Here is a 25,766-nt window from a genome sequence, read left to right as displayed (position 1 = left end):
AATTGAAATTGTTTCAGTAGTATACAACAAAATTTTACACACTATGAAAAACAAAAAAATTCTTTTAGGCCTTCTAGCGGTTATTTTTTCAACTGCTTCTTGTAGTAATGACGAGAGTTCTTCCAACAATGCCAATGACAATTTAACTATTGTTGCCAAAGCTTCTTATTCGGGCAATACCGGCAGAATGGAAAATGCCGTGAGTATTTCTGAATTTAAAATTAATTTAAAAGAAATTGAATTTGAATTGGATGATGATTTTTATGATGATGACGATGATGATTATGGTGATGGATTTTACGGCGATGACGATGAATTTGAATTAAGAGGTCCGTTTGAATTGGATTTATTGAGTGGTCAAACCACTATTACCAGTATCAATATTCCAAACGGAGTGTATGAAGAAGTTGAGTTTGAAATGGCGAGAAGCACTAATTCTGAAAGTGAGTTGTTCAACAAGTCTGTTTTAATTAAAGGAACTATAGGTACTACCCCATTTGTGTTTTGGCATAACATTGACGAAGATTTTGAAATTGACTACGAAGATGCCGGACAAAACTTAGTTATATCAGACAATTCAGCCACTATTGTTATCGATTTTAATTTAGATGCAGTTTTAGCCAATGTTGATTTATCGAATGCTCAAGACGGAAACGGCGACGGATTAATTGAAATTAGTCCAAACGATACCGATGGCAATCAAAGTTTGGCCAATACTATCAAAGATAAAATTGAAGAATACACCGATTTGTTAGATGATTAAAGTTAGTTAGTTTCCAAATACCACAATTTAACCTACTAGATGAAAAAGCTGCACTAAACCTGCAGCTTTTTTTTATTTATTTAACCCGTTTATGGACAAATTCAATAACCTGTTTTTTACCACATAGAAACATAGTTTTCGTTGAGTTTGAAGGCGTTTCACTTATTTACAGAAAATCATAGCTACCAATACGTAATAAATGTTGGTAATCTATCTCATTTTTCTTGGTTTCTATTTGGTATAATTACAAATTAATGGCTTTACCTTAATTTTTAATCAACTTTTGCTTGTAAATTTTTCCGGTTTGATCAACAATCCTGATAAAATAAATCCCGCTGGAAATATTGTTCAACTGTATGCTTACATTAAATCCTAAAAACTTATTCTCATATATCAATTTACCTGATAGATCATAAATAGCTACTTGCTTTTCTCCCTCATTGATAAATGATTGAATTGTGAATGTGGTTGAAAATGGATTCGGAAAAATTGCAAATGGAGCAACGTCAGTTGTGTTTATTCCAAGTGGAGCCTGGCCTAATTTTGCAGTAGTTCCACCTGCAACATAGATAGAATTATCGGTATCAATAACAAACGAGCTGGCCGAACTACTTCCTGAAACCAATCCAACCCAACCATTTGTTCCGTCGGAATTGATTTTACAAACCGCCATATTAAACAAATTCCCTGCTGACAGATACGCATTATTAGCAGCATCCAATTTTAATTGACCGTGCAGAAGTAAAATTTCAGGTCCGTCTGCATTTAAATTTTGCCAAAGTACAGTTCCATCAGCATTATACTTCATAAAAGCGGCTCCACCCGTTCCAGAATTAGGAAAACCGCTGATGATTGGATTATTATCGGAACCCACTTCCACGCGGCTTCCTGCCATCATATTTATTTCTGACCAAGTAGTCACTCCATTTTCATCTAATTTTTCAAGAACACTGCCAGCGTTTGAAACTGTATTTTCGCCATTAATGATGTACGAATTACCAAAAGCATCTCCGGCAATATCACCAACAGTTGGACTTGTGATTCCTACTTTATGCCAAAGTAGATTTCCATCTGTACTAATTTTTAAATAACCATTTATGATTCCGGTTATACTTCTGCCGGAAAGGACTATTGCATTGTCCGGTGTAAATTTAATATTGATGGGAGCACCTACTCCATTGACATCGTAATAGGTCCAAATGGATTCACCATTGGAATCAAACTTTTTAACTCTTGTTACCAACCCATTTTCTCCCATTCCCAATCCTAACACGTAGCTATTGTCAGCAGAATCAACGAGTATTTTTGTAGTATACGAACCTTCAAAGTAATCCTCAAAAACCACTCGCCAAAGTAACTCTCCTTGCGGATTATATTTCATTAAAATACTGGCTGCATTCACCGGATTAGAAAAACCGGAACGAATGGTTCCTGCAACCAAACAATTATCTTGACTATCGGTTTCAATCCAAGTAGCTACTTCATGTCTTGTGTCCTCCACATTATCATACGTAGCACTCCACAAAATAGAGCCTGATGCATTTCGCTTGGTTAACGTAATATCACCTCCAGGATTATAGTCCCAATTGGCAGAATATACCTCATGCAATTGGTTTACAGCAACCGAAACTCCTCCAGGGTAATTAGACCACTCTACATTGACTTGAGCCTGCGTGCACAGCGAAAAGAAAAACATGTAATAAATAAAATTTTTCATAGTTTATTGCTTTTTTTAGTGGGAAAAGTGTTTATTCCAAACAAAGGATAAATTGGGCAAAAACTAATAATGCTTGTTGCAATTAAAATAACTGCAACTACTAAAACTGCAAGTCCTACAAAGCCACTCACTGTATTTGTAAGATAGAGCGTTCCAAGAACAATAGCTACTATGATTCGGATTAATTTGTCTGTGTTGCCAACATTTGTTTTCATATGATTCTGATTTTTATGTATTTACCTATGTAAAAGTAAATCAATCAAAAACAAAAAAATGTGACAAAAGTCACATCTAGAAAAGTTGAATGCCTTTGGAAGTTTGCATTATTTTTGATTCTGCTTCCAATTTTTTCAGAACACGCGTAATAACTTCGCGGGAAGTACCCATTTCGTTGGCAATATCTTTGTGTGAGGTAGTAATGATTGTTGTATTGTGTATATCCATTTTTTCCTTTAAATACAAATACAACCTTGCATCTAAATGATCAAATAAAACATGATTTAGCGTATCGATTAAATCAAAATAACGCTCATTAAATAGATTAAAAAACATTGCATTAAATTGTGGATACTTCTTTATCCATTCTTGCACTTTTACTGAAGGCAACAGCAGAATTTCACTATCTTCTTCTGTTTTGGCAAAAAAAGTACTTGGCTCATTTTTTTTACTGACAATAAACGATAACACACAACTTTCGGTAGGCTGAATATAATACAACAGAAATTCCTTCTCATTATATTTTGTAAATACTTTTACCATTCCACGGAGTACAATAGGAATCGAGTTGATATATTGACCGTCGCGAATCAGTTCTGTGTCTTTTGGAACATTTTTTATGATTCCCTCTTTTTCAAAAGTATTTACTAATTCGTCATCAAAATAAGCCAAGATACTTTTCATAAATACCTATTTAATTCTTCTGAAATGTCAGCAAATCTGTGCTCCCGTCTCCTCCACTCACGTGCTTAAGTTCTACTCTGTTGGAAGAGGCATTTAAAATTTGCCAATCTTCGCTTATCTCTTCAAATGGTCCATTGGTTGCACTAAAATTTATGATAAATTTTGGCGTGCTGTCATCTGTTCCGGTTGTCCAGGTTCCGCTCATTGTAGTGCTTCCGTTTTCGGCTGTCACAGCACCATTCGTTCCAAATACAAAATCGTAGTCAGAAAATTGAGAAGTCTGATTGGAACCATCTTCTGAAAATAACGTCACTCGCCATGAACCATTTACTAACGTATTTTGTGTTTGAGTGATGATTGCACTCGATGAATTATTGTCGTCATCATCATTACTATCATCGTCATCGTTGCTACAAGTGGAAGCAACATTCAGCATAAAAACGCCGAATAATAAAGGAATTAAAAAAAACTTTTTCATGTTTAAAATTGTTTAGGTTAAGAAATTAAAAAAATAATATATAAATCAAAAGCACATTAAAAACCCAGATCACCGCCTGTGTGAGAAAATAAACGATGTTATTTTTTCCAAAAAGAAAGTTTCGAAAAAGAGTCTTCATGTCCATTGCTTTTAAATTTTAGTGAAACTCAAATATTCATTATCGCCCTCCTCTTTTAACTGAATTAAAGTAGAAGAAAACTCCAACAATTCCCAGTCATCATCTAAATCATCTAACGGATCATCTTCAAAATCAATCTCTAAAATATCTACACCATCTTCCTCGAAAAAACTCCATGTTCCGGTAAATGTTGAACTATTTCTGATAATCGTAATTGTGTTATTGGTGTTGAATGTAAAAACAAAACCATTATACACACTCGTTTCATCGTCGTCGCCTTCATGATAATACGATATTCGCCAAGATCCGCTGGTTAACACATCAATAAAATCATCGGTTGAACCGGAATTGGAACCGCATTGGCTGATGGCACTTTCAATCACCTCCCTTAGTTCAGTATTTGAATTAATCACAACGGTTTGACTATTGGGATTAATCACCGAAATCGGATAATTGATTGAATAAAACACACCACTGTTCAAATTGATCAGGTAATTAATTAATTGTGAATCGCTGTTGATCGTTAGAATATCAGCTATCTGGTTTGCACTGTCATATTCATTTATCATAATCGGATAAATAATCGTCACACAACTTATATCACTTAGGTCTTCATTTTGCGTAATAATAGCATTTAGTTGCGTCAAATTATTCACTGTAATCTCCTCAAAATTCCGCAACGAAACTGTAATCGGATACACATACGTTACCACATCATCATCTGAATTCGAAGCATTTTTTAAATCGGCAACAGTCGCATAATCCGCTTCGGTAGCCACAGTTAAATCAAGATCATTCAAATTGATTGAAACCGGTAATTTTACTCGAAACACACTCGTTCCATCCATTATATTATCCACCGACGTATTATTTTGTGCTGCTCTCGCTAAAAATTTTGAGGTCGGCGATGCTACATTCAAATTTTGCGTAGTGTCTTGCACAATCGTATTTTCTTCTTCCTGACAAGAAGTAAAAAATAGTACACTCAAAACCGATACATAATAAAGTAAAAATCTTTTCATTAGTGATGCATTTAGTTAGTAAACAAATTAAAATTAAAATACCCTACCGTGGTTTTCTTTTTTTTTATAATTTCACAAAAGTTTTATAAAAGTAAATGAAAAGTAAATCACTTTCAGGAATTTGTGAAGAACTCATTTTTTCGAATTTTTTCAAAAGCCACGTCAAAGCCCTACGCAATTTCATGTATTACAAATTCGGAAATGCAGAGCAAGCCGAAGATGTAACGCAAGAAGCGTTTATAAAGTTATGGGAAAATTGCGAAAAAGTTCCATTGGATAAAGCAAAGTCGTATTTATATACTATTGCGAATAACACCACTTTAAATCAAATTGCTCATCAAAAAGTGGTGTTGGAATACGCTAAAGCCGCACCCAAACAAGACAAAACGTTTGAAAGCCCTGATTATCATTTGGAAGAAAATGAATTCAAAGTCAAACTGCAAAAGGCAATCGATAAATTAACCGAAGGCCAACGCACCTGCTTTTTAATGCACCGCATTGACGGGAAGAAATACAGCGAAATTGCCGACGCCTTAGGTATAAGCGTGAAAGCCGTTGAAAAACGAATGCATCTGGCATTGTTAGAATTGCGAAAAGAAATTGAGTATTTTAAGTAGGGTTTTTGAAATCCAAACTGTTTTAGATAAAAATCCGATTATGGAAGAAAATTACACCTTAGCAAAATGGCTGAATAATGAATTGGAAGGCGAAGAGCTCAAAGCTTTTGAAGCCTCTGATGATTTTGCCGTTTACCAAAAAATAAAACACTATTCTGCCGAGTTAAAAACACCTGATTTTGATGACGATAAAATGCTGCAAAACATTTTAAAAGCTAAAAAATCAAATAAAATTTCGATACAAAAAGTGTTTCTTCGCATCGCTGCGGTGCTCATTATCGGTTTCGGAATCACGTTGGCGGTGAAAAACTTTGCCAATTTCACGGAGTTTTCGGCGAACGGTGCTACCACTGAATTTTTACTTCCTGACAACTCCACTGTGTTGCTGAATTCCGGTTCATCCGTTGAATACAAAAAATGGAATTGGAACAACGAGCGAAAACTAAAACTGGACGGCGAAGCTTTCTTTAAAGTAGCCAAAGGCAAAAAATTTGAAGTGGCCACCGACTTGGGAAAAGTTTCTGTGTTAGGAACCCAATTCAACGTAAAAAACAGAAACAAACGATTAGATGTCAGTTGCTACGAAGGAAAAGTGCAGGTAAACTATCAAAACCAACAAATCATTTTGACCAAAGGAATGATGGTTTCGTTTGAAAACGGAACGCAAATTAATGCCGGTCAAACCGATCAACTTGCTCCGGAATGGTTGCAAAAAGAGGTGAACTTTTCCAAAGAAAATTTACAAGCTATTTTGGATGAAATAAGCCGACAATACAATATTGAAATTGAATACAAAGGAAAACTAACCAATCAAACTTTCTCGGGAACCATCCCGATGAATGATCTTGACGTTGCCTTAGAAATAATAGCCACAACCTACCATTTAAATGTTTCAAAATTAAGCGATTCCAACATTGTTTTACAATAGGTAGATGCATTTTAATAATTGGAGATTATCCATTTTAATTACACTTTTTTCAGTTTTGACGCTTTTGGGTCAAGACCAAGGCGAAGCATTGCCTTTAAAACAAATTTTAATTGAAATAGAAAAACAACACAACGTAACCTTCAATTATATTGAAGAAGAAATTGTTATTTATAAAATCATTTCTCCAAACCCAAAAAACACGATAGAGCAAAAAATCGATTACATTCAAACCCAAACAAAACTTCGGTTTAAATTTGTGAATGATGAACTAATCACCATTTCCAACAATCAAAAACTCGACAAACCGCTGTGTGGCTATTTGGTCGATAGCACCTCTAACATCCCGATTTTTAATGCCACCATTCGCATTTCGGGCACCAATGTTTTTGTGCTTTCCGATGAAAAAGGTTTCTTCCAACTTCCCGTGGTTTCGTCTAATCCCATCGAAATTAGTCATGTGAGTTATGCATCCAAAACTATATTTGTCAACGAAATTTATGTGGATAATTGTCCCACTTTTCTATTAAATTTAATCGTTCAAGAACTGGAAGAAGTGGTTGCTCAACTCTACTTGACAGCGGGAATTCGAAAAAAAACCGAAGGCACCTTTGAGATCAAACCCAAAAAATTCGGTATTCTTCCCGGTTTGGTGGAACCCGATGTGTTGCAAACCATGCAGCAAATTCCGGGCATCATCAGTACCGATGAAACCATTGCCAACGTAAATGTTCGCGGTGGCACCCACGATCAAAACTTATTTCTATGGAATGGCATTCGGTTGTTTCAAACCGGTCATTTTTACGGATTAATATCGGCCCTGAATCCTAATTTGGCTCACACGATTCAACTGTCCAAAAACGGCAGTTCGGCTTTTTATGGCGAAAGTGTTTCGAGTGTGATTGATATTTCGTCACGAAGCAACTCCGTTGAAAACACCAGCAGTACTGTCGGTGTCAATATGATTAATGCTGAACTCTATACCAAAGTAAAAACCAGCGAAAAATCGTCTATTGAAGTGGCAGCACGGCGTTCTTTTACCGATATGCTCGCTTCGCCGACCTACAAAAATTACTTCAATCGAATATTTCAAAACACGGAAGTCATTGATGTGACTAACAACCAAGACCTCAATTACAACCACGAAGAAGACTTTTATTTTTATGACGTCACGCTGCAATACCATCAAAAAATAGGTCAAAAAAGCGAATTGTTTTTTGATGCGTTGGCTATTTCTAATGAATTGACGTTCAACGAAAGCACGCTTGCCAACAACCAAACCGTTTCCAAAAACAGCCAATTGAATCAGCAAACCTTGGGTGGTAATTTAACTTTGAAAACCAATTGGAACGCCAAAAACAATTCCGAACTCAGTGTGTACAGTTCCTATTACCAATTGGATGCCAACAACCAATCGGTAGAAAACAACCAAATTTTGCTACAGGAAAACACGGTGTTAGACAATGGCATTCGGTTAAAAAACGCCCATCAACTGTCGGAAACCGTTACGCTAACCAACGGTTATCAATTCAATGAAATCGGTATACGTAGTTTTGACGACATCAACATTCCGCAATTCACCCGAACCGTGAAAGAAGTCTTGCGAAGTCATGCGTTGATTGCAGAAATCGACTACCGGACCAACAACAACCGCTTCTTCGCACGACTGGGAGCACGCGGCAATTATTTTGAAAAATGGTCGCTTTTTATCGTGGAGCCGCGTTTGCACGTGAATTATGCGTTAACCGATCACCTCAACGTAGAACTTTCCGGTGAGCAAAAAAACCAAACGGCTTCGCAAATCATCGACTTGCAACAAGACTTTTTAGGCGTAGAAAAACGCCGTTGGGTGTTGGCAAACAATGAAACCATTCCGATTCAAAAAAGCAATCAGGCGTCGTTGGGTGTTGTGTTTCGCCAAAACAATTGGCTCATTCATCCCGAAGCATTTTATAAAAAAGTAGAAGGCATCACCAGTTCCGCTCAGGGTTTTCAAAATCAATTGGAGTTTGTGAAAGTCATTGGGCAGTATGAAGTGTATGGTGCAGAAGTGCTCATTCAAAAACAAATTAACCAGTTCACAGGCTGGTTTAATTACAGTTTTAACAACAACGATTATACGTTTGAAGGTTACCTTCCGCCACAATTTGCCAACAATTTTGAAGTGAACCACAGCATGGCATTCGGGGCAACTTATCAGTGGAAAAACCTTAAAATGGCGTTGGGTGGCAAATGGTTTACCGGACGACCAAATACAATTCCGTTAAGCAACGAACCCATCTTTCCTACACCCGATAACCCGGAAATTGTGTACAGCCAACCGAATCAGGAAAACTTAGACGACTATTTTCAGGTGAATTTTTCAGCGTCTTACTCGGTGCAGTTGGGTAAAAAAGCGAATCTTTTTCTAGGCGTTTCGGTGTTGAATGTTTTTAACCAACGTAATACTATCAATCGTTTTTACAGACTTAATGCGGATAGTAATGCGATTGAGGAGGTGAATACGTATTCGTTAGAATTGACACCGAATGCGTTTTTGAAGGTGAATTTTTGATTGTTGATGGGGGTTTGGGTCGCTTCGCTCACTTTTTTTAACCGCAAAGGACGCAAAGGAGATCGCAAAGGGCACTAAGACGCTTCGCTTTTTTTTGGAACGCGGACCTGCCTGCCGGCAGGCAGGTTGAACGGATTTGCTCTGCAAAACGCGGGTTTTTACGGATTTTGATAGCTTCGCTATAAAAGGTTTGCACGGATTTAATTGTGCTACCATTTTCTTTTAAACAACTATTTCTGTTTGAAGTTCAAACTGTTTATCTTGTTTTTGATCAACATTTAGTTCAACTTTATTTTTAAAAAATACTTAATAAAATCAGACTATTTTTAAAAAAAATTTACTTTTTTAAAACAAAACACTAAAAATCAATAATTTAACTTATATTTGCCACTTATTAACTATTTCATATTATGAACGAAGGAACAATTAAATTTTACAATGAAGCAAAAGGCTTCGGATTTATCACTCCAAAAGGTGGTGGTGCAGACGTATTTGTTCATGCAACCGGCCTTAATGGTGTAGTGCGTGAAAACGATCAGGTTACTTATTCTGTAGAAAACGGACAAAAAGGACCAACAGCAGTAGACGTAAACGTTATCTAAGATATATTTTACTTTAAGCATGAAGCCAATCTTTTTAGATTGGTTTTTTTTTGCCTGATTTTGAGGTAGTAGTCTCAACTATTCCTAAGTAAATTACTCCAAATGCCTTTTTGAAGGTGAATTTTTAAAAAAATTTAGCTTTTTGTAAGAATGAATTACTTTTTGTATATCTTAGTAATTCCAAAAACGAATTTGCCGGTTGGCAAGAACACCCCCATTTATTTTTTTTTAGTGCTTTACGGGAATCCGTAAAAAGGTTTGGTGGGGATGGGTTTGCTTTGTAAATAAAAGAGTTTTAAAAAATAAAAAAAAAGCACAAGTCAGAATTAGTACCGTTCCGAAAGTTTTTTTCTGTTGAGAAATAAAAAAAGTTATCAAAGTTGCTTATATTTATTAGTTGTGTGTAATTTTAACTCCATCATGAAAAATGACCTAAAGTATCTTAATTCAAGTAGTAAAAAATACTATTGCGATTCATTGTTCGGTGAAATGGATACCAATTCAATCGATGAAGAAATAAAACCAACACTTGAAAAAATCTGTAAAAGCGATTCATTTCGAACCATCTTCTCAAAAAAAGGAAATCACGATATAAAGCAAAGATGTTTTCAAAGCTATATTAGATTAGCTTACACATTAAATGGTGAAGAATTGTTAAAACAAGAAATCATTCCATTCTTTTCAAATAAGTATAATATTAATGGTTCATCTTTTACCTGTAAGTGGAATATACCAAGAATACAAATAGAAAGAGCAGTAACAAAAGATAATAAAGGTGCTAAATGGTTAACAGATAAGAATTACTTTAATATTTCAAATATTGAATTCAGACTAGAAGGCGGTGATGACATCTTACATAATAATTTCTGGAATGATCTTGGTGAAAAATTAAATAAATAAACTACCCCCTAATATCCGAAGTCTCCTCATCATCACGCTGCTCTTTGAATATCTCTGACTTCGCAGAATTAAAAAAGTCATAATCGTTGTTTTTAAAACCAAGCCTGAATAGTAATAAACACTAAATATTTTGTAAAAACCCAGCACAAGTAGCAATAGCAATACAGTTACGGAATGTCTCAGAAAAACAGTAACCATGAATCAAAAACTAACAAAAAATTCTCCTGAAAAAGAAAACACAAAAAGTGTTTGGAACAATAGTTTGGTGATATTCTTTTTTGCTCCCATAATGTTTTTTTTTTGACAAAATTTACAGGATATCAAATATTTTACGGAGAAGCAGGTAAAAAGAATAAAAGCTCTAAGCAAGTTTTACTTATTGCAGCCGGAAGTTTATTTTACGTGATTGTGTTGGTAATTGTGTTGAGTAAATAACATATTCTACGAATATATGTTACTTTTCCCTAGCTCGCCGAAGTCTCATCATTAGCACCTTGCTCTTCGATCCCGATTACAATCGGGACACGACTTCAAATCAATTTACCATTCCATTTTCAACAAGTAATTTTTCAAAATCAAAACTAACTACTTTCAAATGAAAGGGAAAAAGGATATATTTGGTTTTAGTAATAACAAGGTAACTATTCGTTTATACAGTTAAAACAAGTTGTATGAAAGTTCGTGGAAAGGAATTATAAACCGGCAAGTTTACCTTAAATAATTGAAAAAAAACCAAATGAAAATTCAAACATTACCATTTTTGCTTTTACTATCAACTTTAGCATTTAGTCAAACTAAAGAAAAAATATCATTGGAATGGAAAATACCCAAAAATGATACGTTGAAATATAAAACTACAATGAATGTTATTCGATTAGAAAGCGAAGTTTCTAATACAAATGACTCTACTTCTATTTTCAGTGGAGAAGCTTTCGAAAAAATCAAAGAATCACTTTCTGAATTTAATTCGGATATAAAATATCAAACTAATCTTTTCGTAAACAAAAATGACGAAAAACAAATCGATGTTGAAATGCTGATGTTTAATGATGAAGAAGATAATGCTGCTGAAAAATTGAAAGAAATGATAACTCAATTGAAAGTTGAGAATCAAAAAGAAGGAAAAAAGAAAAAAAGTAAAGATAAAATTGATGAAACTGAAGAAGATAGTTTAAGCTTTAAAAACCTTTATAAAGATTTAGTTAAATTAAATGGTAATGTGGTTTTAAGAGGAAGAATTACTACCGGAGGAGAAATCATAAGCACCTATTATAAAAATGCTCAAAAAAATCTACTATCAGTTTTATTTGAACTTCCAAACAGGAAAGTTGAAATTGGAGAAAAATGGAAACTGAACATCAGTTTAATCGAAATGGATCAAAACTTTGTGTGTGACAGCTTAAGTAAAGAAAACGCAGTTCATATTGAAGAAATCATTGAAAAAGAGGGTGAAAAAATTGCTGTCATTAAATATAATATAAGTGAATATGTAATTGGTGATTTTAATAATCCAATGGGCGGACTATTTGGAATAGACAGTAACAAAAAAACATTCATGAAAATTTCACATATTGCAACCGGTTATTTTTCAATTCTTCAAGGAAAATGGATTAATTATGAAGGCACAATGGAAATTGAGAGTAATTTTTCAATGTTTGGCGGAAAATCAAAAACAGAATTTAAACTAATAGAATAGGAAAACCCAGCTACACAAAGTCTCCCGCTCCGCAAAGAGTTATTAGAACGGTCCCAAATCGCTATATCAAAAGGTTAAAATCCATATTACTACTACACAATTCCAATAAATCATGAGAAATAAAAAGTCATTTATCGCTTTAGTAATTTTTGGGAATTTATTTGCCGTTTTATATTTCATTTACTTGAATTACTATCAGGAAAAATGGTTTGACACTTCACAACATCCCAAAATAGAAATTGAAAATATAACCAAAATAGAAATTGATGATGGAGCTTGGAAATGGATAGATAAAGAATGGGAGCGTTCAAATGACACAAAACTTATCATTACAGATAAAATTAAAATTAAAAAATTTTGTCAAGCCATGTCGACTTCTACTTCAAAATATATAGACAACATCAGACCAAATAATTGGTTGGAAATTCATTTTTACTATAACAATAAAAAAGAAGAAAGAGTTGTTGTACTAAATGAAAATGAAGATGAAGGCGTTTTTTTTGAATATGATAATACTACTTTTGAAGGAAAATTGCTTTCAGAAATTATATATTCTCTTTCAAATGAATAAATAATAAGTAGCTCTAGCTAGCGTTCTCAATTTACAACCAACCCTAAAACAATAAAAAATGAAAAACCTAATTTACATCCCTCTGCTCCTCCTCTTTTCCTGTTCCACGCCCAATCAGGCGGTGAAAACGAACCTAAAAAACAGTCAAACGTTTGAACTCACCGAAATTTCAACAGATCCAACCTATGGTTTATCGGAAAAAAATCCGGTGCAAGTTGGCGGCGTAGATAAAAGCGAAGGCCCAACCAATGAACGACGATTTCTAAACGCTTTAGCCGGTCCAAACGGTGAAGAAGTCACCTATTTTAGAGCCGGAAGTTGCTGCCCTATCAAAAGCAAAAGTGACCCTTTTGGTTTAGGCAGTGTCATGCTCGATAACTACCGCGTCACTTGGAAAGGTGCCAAAGATACACTTTCGATTTACATCAATATGTATGATTATGGGCCGTTAAAAGCTCCGGTTGGGTTTACGATAAAAAAGTAGGAATCGATATATTTTGTTGCGTATACAATTTACTGACAATTCCAAGAAAATACATAAAATGAAAATGACATTAGGAATCATCTTATCAACCCAGCTCCGCAAAGAGTTCGTAGAACGCTCCGCAAACGTCTCCCGACTTTGCGGTTTTTATATAATGCCAAAACAGTTCAATGAAACAATTTAGAGCTACCAAGTCATCGCACAAGGGAGCATGATTTTAAAAGACTAAGTTCACAAAACAACAACAAAAAACTATGACAATAGAGCAGGCATTTGCAGAATGGATTGATCAAATCAACGAAAATGAAACGGTAAACAATTCCATAATTGGTTTTAATTTTGGCCTTTTTGAAACGACAAAAGGTTTTGAAATGTATCTGATAGGTTCAAAAAAATTTGAAATAGATGATGAAGATTGGGCTTCATATGTGGACTTTGAACCCAAACAAAAATATTTTCAATTTGGAAAGGAATTTTCGGCAGACAAAGATTGGCAAGCTATTCAACAACTATCCGAGAAACTAGTTCGTAGTTATGTTGGTTCAGAAAAATTTAAGACTTCATTATTTGCCAATGCAAAAGGAATAACTACAGGATTTGACGATGGAAATTTAACTGTAATTAATGTAAAAGATTGACTTTGTTAGAATCTCAGCTCACCGAAGTCTCATCATCAGCACGATGCTCTGCAAATACCAGTGCCTCCGTTAGCCATCAGTATATACCGTATTACTTTTAAAAAATGAAAGTTACTTATTTTATAAATTTAGGAATCGAAATCCATTCTGAAAAAATTTTTTGGAACGAATCTCGTCAAAATGTAAGAGTTAAACTTAAACAAAGTCATAAGGAGGATGACAAAGAGTTTGATCAATCTGATTTTTTTGATGGAGATACATCTTTCAATATAATTCAAAAAAGAGATATTTATCAAGACTTTCAAAATGAGGAAAATTTGTTTTTTTTTAATTATGACGAAGAAAACCAACTTAGCGAAATAGAATTTCACATGGGAATTGAATTAACTATTGGAAATACGAAAATCGCAATAGGAGAAAACATAAATAGAGTAATTGAAAAATTACAGTATCCATACTCTGAAAATGATGAGGGAAACTATTTTTTCAATGAACTAAAGTTAACTATGGCGAATGATGCATATATGGGTGGTGATGGAAACGGTTTATCGTACATCTACTTAACCAAGGATGAATTAGAAAGCGAATAAAAAAAACAACAATTAATTATGACCGATAAAGAAATATTAAATTTAATTGTAGAACGAAATTATGTAGAAGTTGAAACTCTAATTCGAAATGGTTTTGATGTAAACAAACCAATCGATAATGGAACGTTAGGATTTGACACAACAGGAATTGAATGGAGTTCTTATGGAAATGACATAAGAATGATGGAACTATTTTGGAAAAATGGTGCTACAACCGAAAATGAACTTATTAATGAAATAATTTCAGAATTTGAAAAAGGAAAAACTTATTTAGATTTTGAGAATGAAAGCGAAAGCCTAAACAATTATATTGATTTGACACAAAACTTTTCTGTTACTAAATTAGAATTTCTTACTGGTAGCATTGTAAAAAACGAAGAAGAAAATCATTACACGCTATTTTTACCCATTTCAAAATTTGTTCTTGACAATGAAATTGTTGACACTTCAATTAGATTAGATTTTATAGTATTACAAAATAACTTAGAAACCTACGTTGGAAAATCAATCCATTTTCCAATAAATCCAGTTGAAGGTTATATAGATGGTTCAGTTTATATCAGAAATTCTTATAATCCGGTTGATGTAACTGAAATCAAAATTATAACTATTGAGAATGAAAAATTAACTGCTGAACTTACTATGTCTTTTGATTTTGAATATGAGCAGATTGGTTTTAAAAATGAGAAAATAATAAAAAAAATAGAAGTAGAAATATTATAAAAAAAACGAACGGCTAATCGAGTAGACTGCCCTGCCAGAAACTGATAAGGAGAACCTCCCGGCTGGCAAAAGTTCGAGATCCCCAAAGTTTACTTAATGGCACGATGCTCTTTAATCGCGATCGTTATAGGGACACCACTTCAAATCAATTTACCATTCCATTTTCAACAAGTGATTTTTCAAAATCAAAACTAACTAGTTTCAAATTAGAGGGAAAAAGGATATATTTGGGTTTGGTTAACGCGAGGTGAACTTTCCAAAATCTAGTATAAATACAAATATTTTCAGCGTTTAAGAACAAGTTGTAGCCAATTTAAAAATCACGATTATGAAGAAAATTGCGAAGATTGTTTTAGTTAGTTTCAGTTTACTTATTTTTATAATTGCAGTCCTAATTTTTAGACCTGTACCAATCGTATCTGAAAATAAAGCTATTTCTGAAAGCGGAATTGTAAAGGAGATTTATAGCAATAAAGGAAATGATGTTATTTTCGTAATGGAAAATAATGAACGTAGATTTTACATTAATAGAGGATTGGAAAATGGATTAGAATTAAACAATCTGAAAGAAAAATTAATCGGAAATGCAATTGTTGTGAAATATCCTAACTATTGGACACCACTCGACTGGAATAATAGCGTTAGACATATTTCTAAAGTTGAATTTAATGATGAGATACTATTTAACGAACTAAAAAAATAACCACACGTAGCATCTGATTGAAACTTTATGAAACGTTAGCAAAAATGAAACACAAAATTCTAAACTATAAAACTCTACTTATATTAGTACTTTGCTCCTATTGTACTGCTCAAACGTCTGATTTTATTGTTACAAAATCTTTTGACACCATTTCTGTTGAAAAAGTTAGTATAACTGACCATTACGTAAAAACGGTGATAAACGGCAAAAAAAATAAATATAACATAGATGAAATAATCAGTTATTACATTTCAAAAGAAAATAAACATTACGAAAGAGTAAAAAATCCTCAGGCAGATAAAATTAAAGCGAAGCAAATCGATCGATATGATTATCGAGCATTAGAAACGGCACACATAGATGATTATGAAAAAAGAATTGAGTATAAATTTTTTAATCGATTAACTGTAGGTAGAGTAAAGTTATTTAAAAAAGTGGTGCCTTTACCGACAAGTGGAAATATGCATCAAGGTAATTTTCATAGTTCTTATGAAGATGTAACGTATTATATTTCAGTGTATGATTCAAAATTAGAATTAATCAACTACAATCAAGGATTAGAATTAAACAACTATAATAACGATTTAAAAATGACAAAGAATGTATATGAATTATTACAAATTTATCTACATGGTAATGACGAAATTGAAAATAAATTAGAAAAATTATTTTTATCAAAACCTAAATCAAATGAAGAACAGATCATTGATTTGATCAATGAATATAATAGTTGGGTAGAAGTTAAAAAACAGTAATTTGCTAACCATTTCATTCTACCGCTAGTTGATACTATTGTTTAAACAACTAACTAAAACTACACTTTACAAATGAAAATAATGAGATTACTTTATGTGTTTTTAGCAGGTTTTATGCTTTTTTCTTCTTGCTCAAATAATAATGACGATAGTAATAACGATATCATCATCGGCAAATGGAGAACGATTGAACGTTATGAATCTGATGAGCCTCAAGAAATTCTACCTTGTTCATTAGAATATTATAAAGAATTTAAATCCAATAATACTGTAGCCGGATTTATTGTACCGCCAAACACTTTTCCTGACCCATGCAACCAAGTGTATTTAGATACAGGAGTTATTTGGACTAATTTAGGCGAAAACAATTATAAATTTACCTTGCCTAATGGAATAGAATATATCAGTAAAATGTATAAAGTGGGTGAAAATTTAGTAGAAGAATATCCGGATGGAATTACCAAATTGGTTTATGAACCTTACTAAAAAATACATTAACTCCGCTCACCAATATTACTCTTATACGAAACCATTGCCATTTAATTATCACATACACACAATTTAAATACTATGAAAAAAATTAATTTCCTCCTCTTTCTACTAGTATCATTAAGTCTCGCCGGTTGTTCGAATGATGACAATAATGATTTTTTGAAACATAGGTTACTGATTGGAGAATGGAATAAGGTTTATGAAAATTATTCTGCTGGTCCTATTTTTTACAATAATGGACGTGTTAAATACCGTTATATTTTTCCTGGACCCAATATCTCTGACGTTTATGGAGATTGGACACTTTCTGGCGATAATCTTAAAATTTTTTGGGATTTTTCCGATCCGGGACTAGAAGTATATAATACAATAATTCTCGAACTAACAGAAACACAATTAGTTTGGAAAGTTATTCGAGTCGATGGCGTAGAAATAGAAGAAACGTTCACTAAGCAATAGTCAAATTAAAAACAAGCAGCTCCGCTATCCCAATAGCGAGAGGAGTTGAAAAATTAATCTATTCATAAAAAAAGTTATTTATATTTGGCTGTTGGTTATAATCTCACAGATCCATAAAGAGTTCTTAGAACGCTCCTCAAAAGTCTCCTGACTTTGAGGTTTTTAATCTAAAAAATGAAATTTACTTTCAGCAAATAAACAGCTCCCAACTGCCAACTATTAACTACCAACTTACTCCTTCCTAATCCTAAATTTAAGCCAAAAAAGCCTTCTTTCCGGTCTTTTTTACGTTATATCTTTACTTTTGTATAAATACCTTTAATCAATACGAAAGGCAACTTTACTTCGCTTTGCGTAGGCTAATTACTGTTTTAGTCTAAAAGCGTCCTTTCCTTAAAAAGTAAAATCAATATGAAAAATACAATTGCAGCAGCCCTTCTTTTTAGCCTTTTGCTATCCTGTAACAACGCAAAAGAAACAAAAGTTCAAGAAACCGAGACAGAAAAAAATACGATGGAAGAAGAAAACAACGCTTTATTAAAATCAAAATTAGAAGAAAAGAAAAGAAATTTTTCACTGAATGCAGACGATGCTAAAAAGAAAGCTTATGAAGAAGGTATCACGTTTGTAAAAGAAAGCGGAATACTGGAAAATGCAAAACAAAACGGCGATGTTGCCCCTGATTTTACGTTAAATAATGCTTTGGGAGAACCGGTTCAATTATCGGACTATTTAAAAAAAGGCAAAGTGGTGCTCACATGGTACCGCGGTGGATGGTGTCCGTACTGCAATTTAACGCTTAACGCCTTGCAGGAAGAGTTGGCGAATTTTAAAAAACAAGGAGCCAATTTAATTGCCTTAACACCCGAATTACCGGATGAATCGATTAGTACTTCCGAGAAAAACAACCTGCAATTTGAAGTGTTGAGCGACGTAGGAAATAAAGTTGCCAACCAATACGGCATCGTGTTTCAGCTTACTGATGTGGTGGCAGAAATGTATAATGAATCGTTTGCCTTAAACAAACACAACGGCGATGCGTCCAATCAACTACCCTTAGCGGCAACGTATATTATTGACGAAAATGGCAAAATCATCTATTCCTTTTTAGATGCCGACTACCGCAAAAGAGCAGAACCATCTGAGTTGACTGAATTTTTGAAAAAGAGCAAATAGTAATCAGTACAGCCTTGTTAAAATGCGGAGCTGACTAATAAGGTCAATAAATAGCTCGCGATGGATTTCGTTGGTTTTATGTGACTTAATAAGTAAGGAATATTTTGCTGTGATTAATTTTAACGCATTTTTATAAATTATTATGCGTAGATTTGCACCCGTTTAAAAAAGTCAATAGGTATTTTTAAAAAAGAAATAATTCCTTCATAACCGGCTTTTTTCTTTCGTATTTGTTAGTACAATCGGAAAGAATAATCAACGAAATTGAGTAAGCTCAAAAGAAACACCAAATTAAAATGGCGTTAAAAACAATAAAATTATAACTATTAAATACTATTTACCATGAAAAAATTATCTTTTCTATTATTTGCTTTCATCTCCATTAGCTTTTTGAGTTGTTCTTCTGATGATGATTCAACAACTCCTGAAGAAGAAAACCCGGATACCTCACTTTATCTTCGTTTTACCTTAAATGGTATCGAATATGATTTTGAACCGGAAACGCTTACTTCTCAAAGAACATTAATTTTGGGTAATGAAACTGTAAACGAGGTTTATTCAAGAATTTCCTTGTGGATACCGAACGAACCTTCTCTTGGAACACATGAGATTTCTGATGATTTCCCATCTGACGCTAATTTAACGACACTTTATTCTGCTGATGTATGGATTGGAGAAGAAGTGATTGATGCATCTTCAGGAACTTTGGTTATCACAGAGTTGAGCGATGATTACGTAAAAGGGACTTTCAGTTTTACCGGCACCAATGAAGAAGGTACTACGGCTACTGTTACCAACGGAAGCTTTAGAAGCAACAGATAAAAATTGTTTGCAAAAGACGATTCGTCTTTCGTAGTTCTATAATGCATTCTTTTAAAATACCGCAAATGTCTAACGGCTTTGCGGTTTTTATTTTTAGCTAAACTTCTACTACTTTCTAAAACTGAAAATAAATAAACGGTTGCGGTCCTGCCGAAGCCGTGGCATACACAATCCAATACACAAAAGCCAACACAACGGCTTTTCCGATTAATGGCGTAGCATCAAAACCTTTTTGAAGTAATTTAATAAAATTGGTAGGAAGAAAATGCCAAACAAAACCAATAACAATTAATAAAAATACATTCTGATATCCTTGAGCAATAATCATCCACTGGTTCGGATTAAAGGTAATCTCCCCAATATTTTGCATGATTTGAAACGCCGTTTGAAAATCTTTTGCTCTAAAAAACAACCAACAAAACGCCACAAAATGAAACGTCAAGAATATTTGAATCGTCCGCACGAAATGATTTTTAGGCAACTTGATAAAACTGCCAAAAAATCGTTCTACGGCTAAGGCCAATCCGTGTAAAACGCCCCAAAACACAAACTTCCACGAAGCTCCGTGCCACAAACCACCCAACAACATGGTAAGGAATAAATTGATATAGGTTCTAAATTTTCCTTTGCGGTTTCCACCCAACGAAATGTATAAATAATCACGCAACCAAGTGGAAAGCGAAATATGCCAACGTCGCCAAAACTCCGTCACCGAAGCTGATTTGTAAGGTGTTCTAAAATTAGGCGGAAGCCAAAATCCCATCAATAAAGCTAATCCAATTGCCATATCGGAATACCCCGAAAAGTCGCAATAAATTTGAATCGCATACCCATACGAAGCCATTAAGTTTTCAAAAGCGGTATAACTGTTTGGAGCATCAAAAACGCGATCGACAAAGTTGATGGAAATGTAATCAGATATTACCGCTTTCTTCAACAAACCACCAATAATCAAGAACAAAGCCGCATTAAATTCTTCTTTCGTAAGATTTAATCGTTTATATATCTGCGGAATAAAATCGCTCGCCCGCACAATCGGTCCCGCCACCAATTGCGGAAAAAAGGAAACGAAAAACAAAAAGTCCATAAAACTTTTGGTGGGTTCGAGTTCCTTTCGGTACACATCAATCGTATAACTTAACGTTTGAAAAGTGTAAAACGAAATTCCGACCGGAAGAATAATATCCTGAAATTCAAAATTTCTATCGAAAAGTAAATTGGTATTATCAATAAAGAAATTGGTGTATTTAAAATATCCCAACAATCCTAAATTCACCACCAAACTAACGACTAGATAGAATTTTCGATAGAAATTGTTCTTTTCATCATAAATCAATTTCGCAATCGCATAATCCAACACCGACGAAAAAATAATCAGTAAAAAGAAAATTCCACTTGATTTATAATAGAAAAAAAGCGAAAATGCCACCACATACGCAATTCTTAGTCGATGCGTTTTTTGAGTAAGAATATAAAAGAAATAAAAGATAAGGAACAATCCCAAAAACAATGCACTGTTGAACAACAATGGCTTTTGCGGGTCAAATACAAACCAACTCTGCACCTGTTCCCAAGTGATAGTTCCAATGTTCTGATCAATCCATTGATTGAAATTAAAAAGCGGTATCACTTGCCTGTTTCGGTGTTATAATTTTGCAAAGCTTGTAAAAAAGCTTCGGTTAACAATTGTCCTTGTTTTTCATAGCCAGCTTTGGTATAATGCACTTTATCGCCACCTATCAAACCATCTTTTGCATTTTGATTGATGCCAAAAAGTCCACCAAAATTGGTAAACATATCCCACACGGCATAATTTCTCAGCTCAGCCTGAGACATAATTTCTTTAGTATAATCAGCTACAAATGTATTGGGAAATTTTCGTTTAAATTGCGATGGCGGCGGTGTGGTAATTAAGAAAGTAACCCAAGGATTTTTGGCTACAATCGATTCCATCATCAAATTTAATTGAAAAAAATAATCGGCTGTCACCAATTTATCGAAGCTTTCATTAGTACCTAATGAGATAATTACCAAATCAGGATTTAATGTTTTTATCTGCTCAAAAAACAGTGGAAACTTGTTGTAATCCGAACATTTTGCACCGTTGACACCGATGGTATGATAAATAATTCCGGGGTTATTATTTTCCAAAACCAATCCGTTTAACGCAAAATCGGTTTGTTCAAGGGCAGGAATCAAATAAATTTTATGTAAAAGCGAATCCGATTCAAAGGAATGAAAACCATCTTCCCTTTTTGTTTCCAACGGAATAAATTCGGAACGTTCCACCACTCTTTTCTCCATTTGATTGGACGGAATTTTCAAGGTTTTTCCCGCTCTGATGTTATTGTTTTTTAATCCGTTTGCCGATTTGATGGATTTAATCGTAACATTATATTTATCTGCGATAACCGATAAACTCTCGCCATTTTTAATTTTATGAACGATATTTTTAGGAATATCCGATTCTAATTTGATGATTTTGGAAGCCAACGCCACTTCAAACATTTTTTGATTGTTTGGCGTTAGGATTTTTAGTTTGGAGAAACCACTTTCTTTACTTTTCACATTCATTTCAATGGCGAAATCTTTGTTTTTGGTAAACAAGGCAAAACCGCTTAGTCCGACAGGATTGCCATTATCCGCATAAATATTTCGCTGACTTTCCCACGATTCATTCGACGAAAACCGAATATCACTTGGTCCGTTTGTTTTGGCTAAACTATACGGAAAAACAAATCCGCGACCGCCGTCACCAAAATTTTGTTGTAAGTTTTGACGAAATTTTCCCGAGAAAAAATCAGCTTGAATGTGCGAATCACCAATGTGAACGATATTTATTTTTCCACTTTTATCGGCTTGGATTTTTTTAATCTTTTCGAAGATGGGATGTAATGCTTTTTGGTTTGTAATTTCGTTTACAGCAATAACAACCTGAGTTGTATCAACTTCAACATACAACGAATCCGTTTGAGCAGAAACGCTCAAATTCATTAGAAAAACAAAAAGAAAGCAAAGAGATTTATTGAGCATTAGCCGTTGTCGTTTTAGATGAAACGGAATCTACAGCCGCTTTATTGGGTGTTATTTTTCTGTTTTTTCGCATTTCTTTGTATTGAGCATAACCTGTTTGAATTTGCTGATACAACAATCCGGCCACTTTTTGTGCTCCTTTGTAATTAAAATGCGTATAATCTTTGGCTGCTAAGGCCGGAACTTCCTCTTCCACCCATTTGGTCATTGAGCCGTCTCCACCCATGGCTTCAAACAAATTGAAGTAGCCTGCTTTTGATTGCACGGCATATTTTCGTTGAGCCAATGTTAATGGAACTACAGCCGAATCGGTTTTCATTTCCAAATCATATTTGGTGGCTTTGTCTGCGGTTGAAATTACCAAAACGGTTACACCCGGAAAACATTGTTTTAAATGATTGACCACACGAGTCATGCTTTTTTCGTACCAATCATAATTATAAGAACCGTAATTCAGCACATTGGTTCCGTAATGCAAAATGATTAAATCGTAATCAAATCGTTCCTGAAACTGGTTCATCAATTTTACATTAAACGTTGAAATAGGTAAACCTGAATTTCCTCGATTGGAAAAATTATCCACATGAACACCTTTTCCATCATCAAAATTAAATCCGTAAATCGGAATTGAATCAGCTACATTAAACGAAGCTTTAAAACTTTTTACAGCCGAATTTGAAATCGCTAGTGTATTGAGCAATTTGTCCGGACTTAATTTTTTTGTAATGGTATCTTTTCCAATTTTTACAATGAGTTCCCCTTCTTGGTTGTCTGAATTCCCATAAAACAACGTTGGATTATTCAGTAGAGAAGTATGCACGCCGTGACCTGCTTTGTATTGCACCCAAGGATTTGAAATTGTATCATTCGCAAAAAACACATGTCCGTTTACCCCAAAAGGTTTTAGCGGACGTTTGACATTGAGGTACGATTGCGTTTTCCAATTGCCGGAATATTGATGCGAAATAGAACTTCTTGAACCGGCAGATTCGGAAGTGATGGAAACAAACCCCACTCCCTTTCCACCGTATTGCGATTGAAGTGAATTTCTAAAATCCTGCACAATTAAATCGCCATCGGTCATAGAATCACCAAAATAAGCAATTCGTATATCACCTTTTTGTTCCGTTTCTAACAAATATAATTTTTCGAAGAACGGAATTAAAAACTGAAACCCTTTGTATTGTTCGTATTCTTCGGGTGGAAAAGTGATGCCATCAATTTGTTCAAAAACAATTTTTTTTCTGCGGAAAGTATCAACACCTTTTTCAGCTTTACTGTCGCTTTTTTCATCTAATGCTACGGCTTCTAATAAAATGCTATCTACTACTACATTTTTGGCAGATGGTTTTGCTTCAGAAAAAATGCGTTTAGGCAGTACTTCTTTGAAAAAAAGAAAGCACACGGCAGAGATAAAAATCACTGCTACAGTTTGAAAAAAGTAAGAAATTTTGTTGCCCACAACTACCTAAAAATAGAGTGCAAATGTATTAAATTCTTAACAAAAAAGAATAAAAAAGACAGCCTAATTTGACTGTCTTTTTATATAAAAATTTATGCTTTTTTACATGCGTTCGGGCACTTCAATTCCTAATAATGAAAAGGCTGATTTGATGGTTTCACCTACTTTTTTTGACAATTGTACTCTGAATTTTTTCAGGTTTTCGTTGGTTTCCGGTAAAATTGGCACAGCTTGATAAAACGAATTGTATTCTTTTACCAATTCATACGTATAATTCGCAACTAAAGCCGGACTATAAAATTGAGCTGCATTTTGAATGAGTTCCGGATATAATTCCAACACTTTTATCAGTTCTTTTTCTTTTGGATGTAAAGAAATTTCGTTTACTTCTGCGGAAAAATCGAAATTTGCTTTTCGCAAAATCGATTGAATTCGGGCATACGTATATTGAATAAACGGTCCGGTGTTTCCAGCGAAATCAACTGATTCTTCAGGATTGAAAAGCATTGATTTTTTGGGATCTACTTTCAACATAAAATATTTTAAAGCTCCCAATCCGATGATTTTATACAGACGTTGTTTTTCTTCTTCCGAATAACCGTCTAATTTTCCTAATTCTTGTGAAATTTTAGCGGCGGTTTCGGTCATTTCAACCATCAAATCGTCGGCATCTACGACAGTTCCTTCGCGGGATTTCATTTTTCCGGAAGGCAATTCTACCATTCCATACGACAAATGATATAAATTTTCTGCCCAATCGAAACCAAGTTTTTTCAGGATAAGAAATAATACTTTAAAGTGGTAATCTTGCTCATTTCCAACGGTATAAACCATTCCGCCCACATCCGGAAAATCTTTTACCCGTTGAATGGCAGTTCCGATGTCTTGCGTCATATAAACGGCTGTTCCGTCTGAACGAAGGACGATTTTTCGGTCTAAACCATCTTCGGTTAAGTCGATCCACACTGAACCGTCAGGGTCTTTTTCAAAAATTCCTTTTTCCAAACCGAATTGAACGACTTCTTTTCCTAACAAATAGGTATTTGATTCGTAGTAATAACTGTCAAAATCGACTCCTAAGTTTTTATACGTTTCATTAAAACCATCATACACCCAATTGTTCATGGTTTTCCAAAGTTCGATGACTTCGGGTTTTCCGGCTTCCCAATCGAGGAGCATTTGTTGGGCTTCGAGCATGATTGGTATGTGTTTTTCTTCCTCTTTTTTATAAGATTGAATTGCTTTTTTCAAAACAATATCATTTTCATACTCTAATCCATTAACGTATTTATAAACTGCAGAAATAAATGATTTTCTTAAATCTTTAATTCCTTCTTCTTTTGTAGTTGACAAGACAAAATCAGATGTGAAAAATATATTTTTGAGTAAAAAATCATTGCTAATTTCAACAGCCACATTTTCTTTAATAAAATTTCTCAAAGAGTTATCTAATATTTCCAAGAGAGTTGAATCAAGTCTACCCCAAACCCCAGTAGTCTCAAGTTCTTTAATATTTTTTTCTACTTGTTCTATGTGCTTATCTCT

26 protein-coding genes and 1 pseudogene are annotated in these 25,766 nt (G+C 34.1%); 18 read left to right on the top strand and 9 right to left on the bottom strand.

Features of this window, described 5'->3' with window-relative positions:
- Positions 1–43: 43 nt before the first annotated feature.
- Positions 44–763, top strand: a complete 720-nt coding sequence (locus B4N66_RS10220) for a hypothetical protein (RefSeq protein ID WP_291094495.1) — start codon at positions 44–46, stop codon at positions 761–763.
- A gap of 265 nt (positions 764–1,028) precedes the next feature.
- Here B4N66_RS10220 and B4N66_RS10215 read toward each other — a convergent pair whose 3' ends face one another.
- The 5 genes from B4N66_RS10215 to B4N66_RS10195 all read right to left on the bottom strand — a co-directional run bounded on the left by B4N66_RS10215 (position 1,029) and on the right by B4N66_RS10195 (position 5,019).
- Positions 1,029–2,480, bottom strand: a complete 1,452-nt coding sequence (locus B4N66_RS10215; protein WP_291094493.1) for a T9SS type A sorting domain-containing protein — start codon at positions 2,478–2,480, stop codon at positions 1,029–1,031.
- Entirely contained in the window at positions 2,477–2,695 is a 219-nt protein-coding gene (locus B4N66_RS10210; RefSeq protein WP_291094491.1) for a YgaP family membrane protein, read from the bottom strand. Before B4N66_RS10210 ends, B4N66_RS10215 begins: the two co-directional genes overlap by 4 nt.
- Before the next feature lie 76 nt (positions 2,696–2,771).
- A complete protein-coding gene (locus tag B4N66_RS10205) occupies positions 2,772–3,380 on the bottom strand; it encodes a Crp/Fnr family transcriptional regulator (protein WP_291094490.1) in 609 nt (202 codons plus the stop codon).
- A 10-nt stretch (positions 3,381–3,390) separates the two neighbouring features.
- A complete protein-coding gene (locus B4N66_RS10200) occupies positions 3,391–3,858 on the bottom strand; it encodes a hypothetical protein (RefSeq protein ID WP_291094488.1) in 468 nt (155 codons plus the stop codon).
- A gap of 150 nt (positions 3,859–4,008) precedes the next feature.
- Positions 4,009–5,019: a hypothetical protein gene (locus B4N66_RS10195; protein ID WP_291094486.1), complete on the bottom strand. Its 1,011-nt coding sequence runs from the start codon at positions 5,017–5,019 to the stop codon at positions 4,009–4,011.
- Positions 5,020–5,114: 95 nt separating this feature from the next.
- On the opposite strand from B4N66_RS10195, the gene B4N66_RS10190 reads away from it, so the two are divergent.
- The 17 genes from B4N66_RS10190 (at position 5,115) to B4N66_RS10110 (ending at position 19,726) form a co-directional block, all read left to right on the top strand.
- Complete coding sequence (locus B4N66_RS10190; RefSeq protein ID WP_291094485.1) at positions 5,115–5,636, top strand: RNA polymerase sigma factor; 522 nt, start codon at positions 5,115–5,117, stop codon at positions 5,634–5,636.
- A 40-nt stretch (positions 5,637–5,676) separates the two neighbouring features.
- A complete protein-coding gene (locus B4N66_RS10185; protein WP_291094482.1) occupies positions 5,677–6,564 on the top strand; it encodes a FecR family protein in 888 nt (295 codons plus the stop codon).
- Between the two features lie 4 nt (positions 6,565–6,568).
- Complete coding sequence (locus B4N66_RS10180) at positions 6,569–9,115, top strand: TonB-dependent receptor (RefSeq protein WP_291094480.1); 2,547 nt, start codon at positions 6,569–6,571, stop codon at positions 9,113–9,115.
- Positions 9,116–9,525: 410 nt separating this feature from the next.
- The gene (locus tag B4N66_RS10175) at positions 9,526–9,717 is read left to right on the top strand and encodes a cold-shock protein (RefSeq protein WP_248433030.1); all 192 of its coding nucleotides are present in this window, start codon (positions 9,526–9,528) and stop codon (positions 9,715–9,717) included.
- A 420-nt stretch (positions 9,718–10,137) separates the two neighbouring features.
- Positions 10,138–10,617: a hypothetical protein gene (locus B4N66_RS10170; RefSeq protein ID WP_291094478.1), complete on the top strand. Its 480-nt coding sequence runs from the start codon at positions 10,138–10,140 to the stop codon at positions 10,615–10,617.
- 736 nt (positions 10,618–11,353) lie between these two features.
- Positions 11,354–12,313 carry a hypothetical protein gene (locus tag B4N66_RS10165; protein ID WP_291094477.1) on the top strand — a complete coding sequence of 320 codons (960 nt, stop codon included), beginning with the start codon at positions 11,354–11,356 and terminating at the stop codon, positions 12,311–12,313.
- A 112-nt stretch (positions 12,314–12,425) separates the two neighbouring features.
- Positions 12,426–12,884, top strand: a complete 459-nt coding sequence (locus B4N66_RS10160) for a hypothetical protein (RefSeq protein ID WP_291094476.1) — start codon at positions 12,426–12,428, stop codon at positions 12,882–12,884.
- Positions 12,885–12,942: 58 nt separating this feature from the next.
- Complete coding sequence (locus B4N66_RS10155) at positions 12,943–13,368, top strand: 2-dehydro-3-deoxyphosphooctonate aldolase (RefSeq protein WP_291094475.1); 426 nt, start codon at positions 12,943–12,945, stop codon at positions 13,366–13,368.
- A gap of 254 nt (positions 13,369–13,622) precedes the next feature.
- On the top strand, positions 13,623–14,006 hold the full coding sequence (locus B4N66_RS10150) for a hypothetical protein (RefSeq protein ID WP_291094474.1): 384 nt from the start codon (positions 13,623–13,625) through the stop codon (positions 14,004–14,006).
- A gap of 104 nt (positions 14,007–14,110) precedes the next feature.
- A complete protein-coding gene (locus tag B4N66_RS10145) occupies positions 14,111–14,596 on the top strand; it encodes a hypothetical protein (protein WP_291094473.1) in 486 nt (161 codons plus the stop codon).
- An 18-nt stretch (positions 14,597–14,614) separates the two neighbouring features.
- Positions 14,615–15,319 (top strand): hypothetical protein, encoded by a 705-nt coding sequence (locus tag B4N66_RS10140; RefSeq protein ID WP_291094472.1) that lies wholly within the window; start codon positions 14,615–14,617, stop codon positions 15,317–15,319.
- A 328-nt stretch (positions 15,320–15,647) separates the two neighbouring features.
- The gene (locus tag B4N66_RS10135) at positions 15,648–16,022 is read left to right on the top strand and encodes a hypothetical protein (protein ID WP_291094471.1); all 375 of its coding nucleotides are present in this window, start codon (positions 15,648–15,650) and stop codon (positions 16,020–16,022) included.
- 44 nt (positions 16,023–16,066) lie between these two features.
- A complete protein-coding gene (locus B4N66_RS10130; RefSeq protein WP_291094469.1) occupies positions 16,067–16,777 on the top strand; it encodes a hypothetical protein in 711 nt (236 codons plus the stop codon).
- A 72-nt stretch (positions 16,778–16,849) separates the two neighbouring features.
- Complete coding sequence (locus tag B4N66_RS10125) at positions 16,850–17,263, top strand: hypothetical protein (protein ID WP_291094467.1); 414 nt, start codon at positions 16,850–16,852, stop codon at positions 17,261–17,263.
- Positions 17,264–17,347: 84 nt separating this feature from the next.
- Positions 17,348–17,728 (top strand): hypothetical protein, encoded by a 381-nt coding sequence (locus B4N66_RS10120; protein WP_291094465.1) that lies wholly within the window; start codon positions 17,348–17,350, stop codon positions 17,726–17,728.
- A 411-nt stretch (positions 17,729–18,139) separates the two neighbouring features.
- A complete protein-coding gene (locus tag B4N66_RS10115) occupies positions 18,140–18,904 on the top strand; it encodes a peroxiredoxin-like family protein (RefSeq protein ID WP_291094464.1) in 765 nt (254 codons plus the stop codon).
- A gap of 342 nt (positions 18,905–19,246) precedes the next feature.
- Entirely contained in the window at positions 19,247–19,726 is a 480-nt protein-coding gene (locus B4N66_RS10110) for a DUF6252 family protein (protein ID WP_291094463.1), read from the top strand.
- 115 nt (positions 19,727–19,841) lie between these two features.
- On the opposite strand, the gene B4N66_RS10105 is transcribed toward B4N66_RS10110, so the two are convergent.
- From B4N66_RS10105 to argS, 4 genes and pseudogenes are all read right to left on the bottom strand, one after another.
- Complete coding sequence (locus B4N66_RS10105; protein WP_291094462.1) at positions 19,842–21,356, bottom strand: MBOAT family O-acyltransferase; 1,515 nt, start codon at positions 21,354–21,356, stop codon at positions 19,842–19,844.
- Positions 21,353–22,759: a LysM peptidoglycan-binding domain-containing protein gene (locus B4N66_RS10100; protein ID WP_291094460.1), complete on the bottom strand. Its 1,407-nt coding sequence runs from the start codon at positions 22,757–22,759 to the stop codon at positions 21,353–21,355. Before B4N66_RS10100 ends, B4N66_RS10105 begins: the two co-directional genes overlap by 4 nt.
- The gene (locus tag B4N66_RS10095; RefSeq protein WP_291094458.1) at positions 22,749–24,182 is read right to left on the bottom strand and encodes a hypothetical protein; all 1,434 of its coding nucleotides are present in this window, start codon (positions 24,180–24,182) and stop codon (positions 22,749–22,751) included. The genes B4N66_RS10100 and B4N66_RS10095 overlap by 11 nt, the downstream gene beginning before the upstream one ends.
- Positions 24,183–24,323: 141 nt before the next feature.
- Positions 24,324–25,490 (bottom strand): annotated as a pseudogene (gene argS / locus B4N66_RS16370) (arginine--tRNA ligase); the annotation flags it as partial.
- Positions 25,491–25,766 lie beyond the last annotated feature (276 nt).

The organism is Flavobacterium sp. UBA2787 (genome assembly GCA_002352205.1).
Classification (GTDB): domain Bacteria; phylum Bacteroidota; class Bacteroidia; order Flavobacteriales; family Flavobacteriaceae; genus Flavobacterium.
The sequence above is the reverse complement of the archived record's forward strand: the minus strand, read 5'-3'. Positions and strand labels throughout refer to the sequence as shown.